At 39.2% G+C, this 7,274-nt stretch carries 4 protein-coding genes and 1 other annotated feature; of the genes, 3 read left to right on the forward strand and 1 reads right to left on the reverse strand.

Features of this window, described 5'->3' with window-relative positions; genetic code table 11:
- Window positions 1–220 precede the first annotated feature (220 nt).
- The gene (gene trpS / locus ACHBGV_RS10025; protein ID WP_105138557.1) at window positions 221–1,246 is read right to left on the reverse strand and encodes a tryptophan--tRNA ligase; all 1,026 of its coding nucleotides are present in this window, start codon (window positions 1,244–1,246) and stop codon (window positions 221–223) included.
- A gap of 74 nt (window positions 1,247–1,320) precedes the next feature.
- Window positions 1,321–1,531, reverse strand: a binding site (T-box leader).
- Window positions 1,532–1,639: 108 nt separating this feature from the next.
- On the opposite strand from trpS, the gene ACHBGV_RS10030 reads away from it, so the two are divergent.
- From ACHBGV_RS10030 to ACHBGV_RS10040, 3 genes are all read left to right on the forward strand, one after another.
- Entirely contained in the window at window positions 1,640–2,512 is an 873-nt protein-coding gene (locus ACHBGV_RS10030; RefSeq protein WP_167786133.1) for a YitT family protein, read from the forward strand.
- Window positions 2,513–2,577: 65 nt separating this feature from the next.
- Window positions 2,578–4,200: an ATP-binding cassette domain-containing protein gene (locus ACHBGV_RS10035; protein ID WP_105111336.1), complete on the forward strand. Its 1,623-nt coding sequence runs from the start codon at window positions 2,578–2,580 to the stop codon at window positions 4,198–4,200.
- Between the two features lie 38 nt (window positions 4,201–4,238).
- Complete coding sequence (locus tag ACHBGV_RS10040) at window positions 4,239–6,809, forward strand: YfhO family protein (RefSeq protein WP_394736258.1); 2,571 nt, start codon at window positions 4,239–4,241, stop codon at window positions 6,807–6,809.
- Window positions 6,810–7,274: the final 465 nt, after the last annotated feature.

Genomic DNA, 7,274 nt, shown 5'->3' on the forward strand with positions numbered 1-7,274 from the left:
CTAGCTCCTAGTAAAGCTTAACAAATGGATAACTTCAAAATCACCTTTTTGGTCTCACATCATTGACAAAGGTACATATTCGTCTTAATATCATTAAACATAAAAATCCAGAAAATTCTTTCCTAAAATATAAAATATTTACGAACGTTTTTGTTTTAAAAAATCACAAATTAAAATAAAAAAGCAACGTTTTTCAACATCACTTCTTCATTCGTTAGTCCTATTTAAAATAGTTGATTCCCATAGCATCCTTGACTTGGTCCAGAGTGGTTGCTGCTACTTGACGAGCTTTTTGACTGCCTGCCTCTAACATGGCATAGACCTGTCCCATATCCTGGGCAAATTCCAGACGACGCTCACGGATTAGACCTAATTCCCGCTCCAAAATATCTAAAAGATAACGCTTGGTTTTGACATCTCCCAGACCACCGCGCTGGTAATGCTCCTTCATGGCCTCAATCTCAGCCTGATCTTCCTCACGACCAAAAACATCCAAATAATGGAAAACCATATTTCCTTCAATCTGACCCGGATCCTCGACACGGATATGGTTCGGGTCGGTATACATGGACATGACTTTCTTTTTCAAAGTGTCCATGTCATCTGCCAAATAAATCCCATTGCCAAGTGATTTAGACATCTTGGCATTGCCATCCAACCCCGGCAAACGACCTGCAGCCTCGTTTTCAGGGTAAATCCCTTCTGGTTCCACCAAAACATCCGTCTGATAAGCGTGATTAAAACTACGAACCAGCTCACGGGTCTGCTCAATCATGGGCTTTTGATCGGTTCCAACTGGTACAAAGTTTGCCTTGAAAGCTGTAATATCTGCAGCCTGAGAAACCGGGTAGACCAAGAAACCTGCTGGAATGCCTTCACCAAAGCCCTTCTGGGCAATTTCTGTCTTGACAGTCGGATTGCGTTCCAGACGAGCAACTGACACCAGGTTCATATAGTACATAGTCAATTCAGCCAATTCTGGAATTTGACTTTGGATGAAAATGGTTGTCTTAGCTGGATCGAGACCTGCCGCTAAGTAGTCCAAGGCTACGTTACCAACAGACTCAATAATCTTCTGCGGTTCTTTAGCATGGTCTGTCAAAGCCTGCTGGTCTGCCAAAAATACAAATAATTCATGATTGCCTGCATTCTGTAAGAGCACACGATTTTTCAAGGAACCTACATAATGACCAATATGTAATTTTCCGGTCGGTCGATCGCCTGTTAAAATAATTGGTTTTGTCATAACTTCTCCTTTTACACTTATTTACAACACTGTAAACTTATTGTCAACAAAAATAAAAGCCCAGCACAAGTCTGTGCAAGGGCGTCAAGGACACGGTACCACCTTAGCTTATGAACAGTAAAGCCATTCATTTCTCTTTGCACATAAGGCCTGCTAGCCAAATCCTTATTTGTTCAGATTTCTATTTACCATCAGCCCATTCATAAAGAAGAATTACTTGTTTACACCGACCACAAGCTCTCTAAAAACCGTTCCTTTACTACTCTTCTGATTGATTATCATTATAACTGCTAACTAAAAGAAAGTCAAGCTGAGAAAGCCTTGACGATTGGCTTAAAATTCTGCATAATAGAACGTGCGTGTATATTAGAATATAGTATTAAAGGAGAAATCATGAAAGACAAGTTAAAAGATATTTCATTTGTGACGGCGGGTAGCATCATTATGGCTATTGGCTTCAATAGTTTTTTTCTGGAAAGTAATATTGTATCTGGAGGAATTGGTGGCCTGGCCATTGCCTTAAACACATTATTCGGTTGGGACCCAGCTACCTTTGTACTATTCTGCAATATTCCTCTCCTGGTAATTTGTTTCTATTTCCTTGGGAAATCTGTCTTTGTAAAAACTGTTTACGGTGCCATCCTCTATCCATTCTGCATAAAATTGACAGCTGGTTTGCCAAATTTGACCGATAATCCTTTACTTGCTGCAATTTTTGGCGGTATTGTTCTAGGTTTTGGTCTCGGACTTGTCTTTCTCGGTAATTCATCAACGGGAGGAACAGGCATCCTCATCCAATTTATCCATAAGTATTCTCCCCTATCACTCAGTCAAACCATGGTTATTATTGATGGTATTATCGTTGGCCTTGGCTTTATCGCCTTCGATCCTGATACTGTCATGTACTCCATCCTTGCCTTGATGACCATCAGCTATGTGATCAACCGTATGATGACGGGTACAAACTCTTCTCGAAACCTTTTGATTATTTCTCAAAAATACAAGGAAATCAAATCCTATATCACGACCGAAGTGGACCGTGGAGTAACAGAATTGCCCGTAATTGGTGGCTATACTGGGTCTGAAAAACGCATGTTAATGACAACTGTTTCTATCCCAGAAGTACAAAAATTGGAAAATCATATACTCCAAATTGACGAAACAGCCTTTATTATTATCTTACCAGCTAGCCAAGTTCGTGGTCGCGGCTTCAGCTTACAAAAAGATCATAAATCCTATGACGAAGATATTTTGATCCCAGGATGATAATAATTGAAGTTTAGACTGCTTTCTAGTACAATAAATCTAATAGACAGAAAATAGGAGAAACTATGCTTACAGTATCAGACGTGTCGCTCCGCTTTAGCGACCGCAAATTATTCGACGATGTCAACATCAAGTTTACAGCTGGAAATACCTACGGTTTGATTGGTGCCAACGGTGCCGGTAAATCAACTTTCCTGAAGATTTTAGCAGGAGATATCGAGCCAACAACTGGCCACATTTCACTCGGTCCAGACGAGCGTTTGTCCGTCCTCCGTCAGAACCACTTTGACTACGAAGATGAGCGCGTGATTGACGTGGTTATCATGGGAAATGAGCAACTTTACAGCATCATGAAAGAGAAAGATGCCATTTACATGAAGGAAGATTTTTCTGATGAAGACGGTGTCCGTGCTGCCGAGTTGGAGGGCGAATTTGCCGAGCTTGGTGGCTGGGAAGCTGAAGCTGAGGCTTCACAATTGCTCCAAAACCTGAACATTGCTGAAGACCGCCACTACCAAAACATGAGCGAATTAACCAACGGTGAAAAGGTTAAGGTGCTTTTGGCCAAGGCTCTCTTTGGTAAGCCCGATGTGCTTCTCTTGGACGAGCCAACCAACGGTCTGGACATCCAGTCTATCAACTGGTTAGAAGATTTCTTGATTGATTTTGAAAATACCGTCATCGTCGTATCCCACGATCGCCACTTCCTCAACAAAGTGTGTACCCACATGGCGGACTTAGATTTCGGTAAAATCAAAATTTTTGTCGGTAACTACGACTTCTGGAAACAATCATCTGAATTGGCAGCCCGTTTACAGGCTGACCGCAATGCTAAGGCTGAAGAAAAAATCAAGGAATTGCAAGAATTCGTTGCCCGTTTCTCTGCCAACGCTTCAAAATCCAAACAGGCAACCTCTCGTAAAAAAATGCTGGATAAAATTGAGTTGGAAGAAATTATTCCATCCAGCCGTAAGTACCCATTTATCAACTTCAAGGCCGAGCGTGAGATTGGTAACGACCTACTGACAGTTGAAAATCTCAAGGTTGTTATCGATGGAGAGACGATTTTGGACAATATCAGCTTTATCCTCCGTCCAGGTGATAAGGCTGCTATCATCGGTCAAAACGACATCCAGACAACTGCCCTTATGCGTGCCCTGGCTGGCGACATCGACTATGAAGGAACCATCAAATGGGGTGTAACCACTTCACAATCTTACCTGCCAAAAGACAATACAAAAGACTTCGCAACTGGCGAATCTATCCTGGAATGGCTCCGTCAGTTCGCTGAAAAAGGTGAAGACGACGATACATTCTTGCGTGGATTCCTTGGTCGTATGCTTTTCTCAGGCGACGAAGTCAAGAAGTCTGTCAACGTCTTGTCAGGGGGAGAAAAAGTCCGTGTCATGCTATCTAAGCTAATGCTGCTCAAGTCAAACGTCCTCTTGCTGGATGACCCGACCAACCACTTGGACTTGGAATCCATCTCTAGCCTTAACGATGGCGTGAAAGACTTCAAAGAGTCCGTTATCTTTGCCAGTCACGACCATGAGTTCATCCAAACCATTGCCAACCACATCGTTGTCATCTCGAAAAACGGGGTCATTGACCGTATCGATGAGACATATGATGAGTTCCTTGAAAATGCTGAAGTACAGGCAAAAGTTCAAGAGCTCTGGAAAGCATAATCAAAAAAGGCGATTTTATCGCCTTTTCTTATAAATTTATGAAATCAATTTTTAAACATAAGTCCATTTTTTATCTGTTAGCCTTTCTTCTTCCATTTACAATAATGGTCATTATCTTGTCAACCCAAGGTATTTGGTTGGGAAGTGATACAACCATTTTGGCCAGCGATGGGTTCCATCAATATGTCATCTTTCATCAAACTTTACGGAATGCTTTACACGGTAATAGTTCAATCTTTTATACCTTTACAAGTGGAATAGGCTTGAATTTCTACGCCCTATCGTCTTACTACCTGGGCTCTTTTCTATCGCCTTTAGTATATTTCTTTGACTTGCAGTCCATGCCAGACTATATTTATCTGTCAACTCTTGTAAAGTTTGGCTTGATAGGCTTGTCAACCTATACTAGCCTGAGAGGCATTTATAAAAACATCAAAACTGAATGGAGCTTACTTCTCTCCACCAGCCTTGCTCTCATGAGTTTCTCAACTAGTCAGTTAGAAATTTCCAGTTGGCTGGATGTTTTTATTCTGATTCCTATTATTTTACTGAGTTTACACAGAATGCTGACTGGTAAAGGTCGGATTATCTACTATATCAGTCTAGCCTGTCTTTTCATTCAAAACTACTACTTTGGTTACATGACTGCCATCTTTTTATTGATTTGGACACTTGCTCAGCTAACCAAATTCGATAAAAAAATTATTCGATTTATAGACTTTATAGTGGTGTCAATTCTGTCAACATTGACTGCTATGGTCATGTTACTGCCAACCTATCTAGACCTAAATACTCACGGAGAGACATTTACAAAGATTGTCAACTTAAAAACTGAGGACTCCTGGTATCTAGACTTTTTTGCTAAGAGCCTAGTTGGAAGTTTTGACACCACAAAATTTGGATCTATTCCGATGATTTTTGTTGGACTAACTCCGCTAATTTTAGCCTTGCTCTACTTTACTGTCAAAGAAATAAAATGGCAGACAAAATTAGCAAATGGACTGCTAGTAACCTTTATCATTGCAAGTTTTTATCTACAACCACTCAATCTATTCTGGCAGGGAATGCACGCGCCAAATATGTTTCTCTACCGCTACGCCTGGGTACTATCTATTGTCATTATTTATCTAGCAGCAGAAACCAGCACCTATTTGACCAACATTAAAATATGGCAAATTTGCCTTCCCTTTACAATTCTGTCAACCGGTTTTATCCTCACATATATTTTTAAAAATCACTACTATTTCTTGGACACTGTAAACTTTTTACTAAGTTTTGAATTTCTCTTTGCCTATCTTGTTCTATTTGTCAGCCTTCATTATTTCAAGTTTGATATCAAGTGGATACCTCTTTCTTTCTTACTGTTTACCTTATTAGAACTTGGTCTCCACACTCATTACCAGGTTCAGGGAATTTCAGATGAGTGGCATTTCCCTAGTCGGTCGAATTACGAAGAAAAGTTGACAGATATTGACAATCTTGTAAAAGAGACCAAGAGTGACAATGAATACTTCTATCGAATGGAACGCTTATTACCTCAAACCGGTAATGATAGCATGAAGTTCAATTATAATGGTATTTCTCAATTTTCATCCATTCGCAATCGCGCTTCTAGTTCTACTTTAGATAAACTGGGTTTCCGTTCAGACGGTACCAATCTAAATCTGCGTTACCAGAACAACACCTTGATTGCGGATAGCCTCTTTGGCATAACCTACAATCTGGCAAGCACAAATCCCAATAAATATGGATTTGATTTTCAGAAGAGTACCGATAGTATCAGTCTCTATAAGAATAACTACAGTCAGGGATTAACACTTTTGACCAATTCTGTTTACAAAGATGTCAAGTTTACAAATATGTCCTTGGACAATCAATCTGCCTTTGTAAATGAACTGACAGGACTGGATTACAAGTATTTTTATCAGATTAAGGACGTTCAATCATTCAATGGTGTGGACCTTGGAGGCCGCATAACTGTAAATAAACCTGTCAATCAGACCGATGCAACTATTACTTATAAACTAAATGTTCCATCCAATAGCCAGGTCTATCTCAATTTACCAAATATTAGCTTCTCAAACGACTCTGTCAAAAGAGTTGTCATAACTGTCAATAACCTGTCAAATGAGTTCACACTTGACAACAGCTTTTCCTTCTTCAATATTGGTTATTTCTTAGAGGATACTGAACTTTCCTTCTCTATTCATTTTCCAGAAAACGAACAAGTTAGCTTTGATAAACCGCAATTTTTCCGGTTAGACCTTGGCCAATATTCTGAGGCTATGGAAATACTAGCCAGTAAGCAAGTTATATCCACTGTAAAGTCGAACAAGGTAGAAGTAGAATTTTCAAGTCAAAATCCTGCTAGTCTGCTCCTAACCCTTCCTTATGATAAGGGATGGACTGCAAGCATCGATGGTAAAAAAGTACCAATATTAAAAGCACAAAATGGTTTTATGAAACTGGACGTAGAGCCTGGTCAACGACAGGCCGTCTTGACATTTATTCCACATGGATTTTACTTGGGATTAGGAATTTCCACGACAGCTATCTGTTTCTTTATTTTCTATAATTATTTGTTCAATAGACATAAGAACCGAGGTTAAACCTCGGTTTTTGTAGTGCAAAAAAACCTTGATTTCTCAAGGTTTCCTAGTCTTTATTTACTCCGCCAACAGATAATTGTACGTTAAAATAAGTTAAAATAGATAACAAAAGTAGCTATAATCAAGGGTTTGTCACTTATCTATGGAGTAATGAAAAGCGGGATTTTGACCAAATTTTGACCAAGTAAATTTTTCTAAATTATTTACTTTTTTTCTGAATTATACAAAGTTTTTATAAAAATACACTTTGACCAAGTTTTGACAAAGAAGCGTTTCGGAGTAACAAAAATTCTCAAAATCTATTAATATTTCAAAAATTGTTGGAAAAGTGTAGTCTTTCCGAAATTTTTTGGAATCCAAAAATCTTCCTACAAATATGTAAGAAGATTTCAGACTGAAGACAAAGTCGTTAGAATTATATTTCTAACGGCTTTTTCATATGTAAAGTAGTATAATAGAGATAGG

Origin of the sequence: Streptococcus sp. A34, assembly GCF_043674115.1 — a bacterium.
Classification (GTDB): domain Bacteria; phylum Bacillota; class Bacilli; order Lactobacillales; family Streptococcaceae; genus Streptococcus; species Streptococcus suis_V.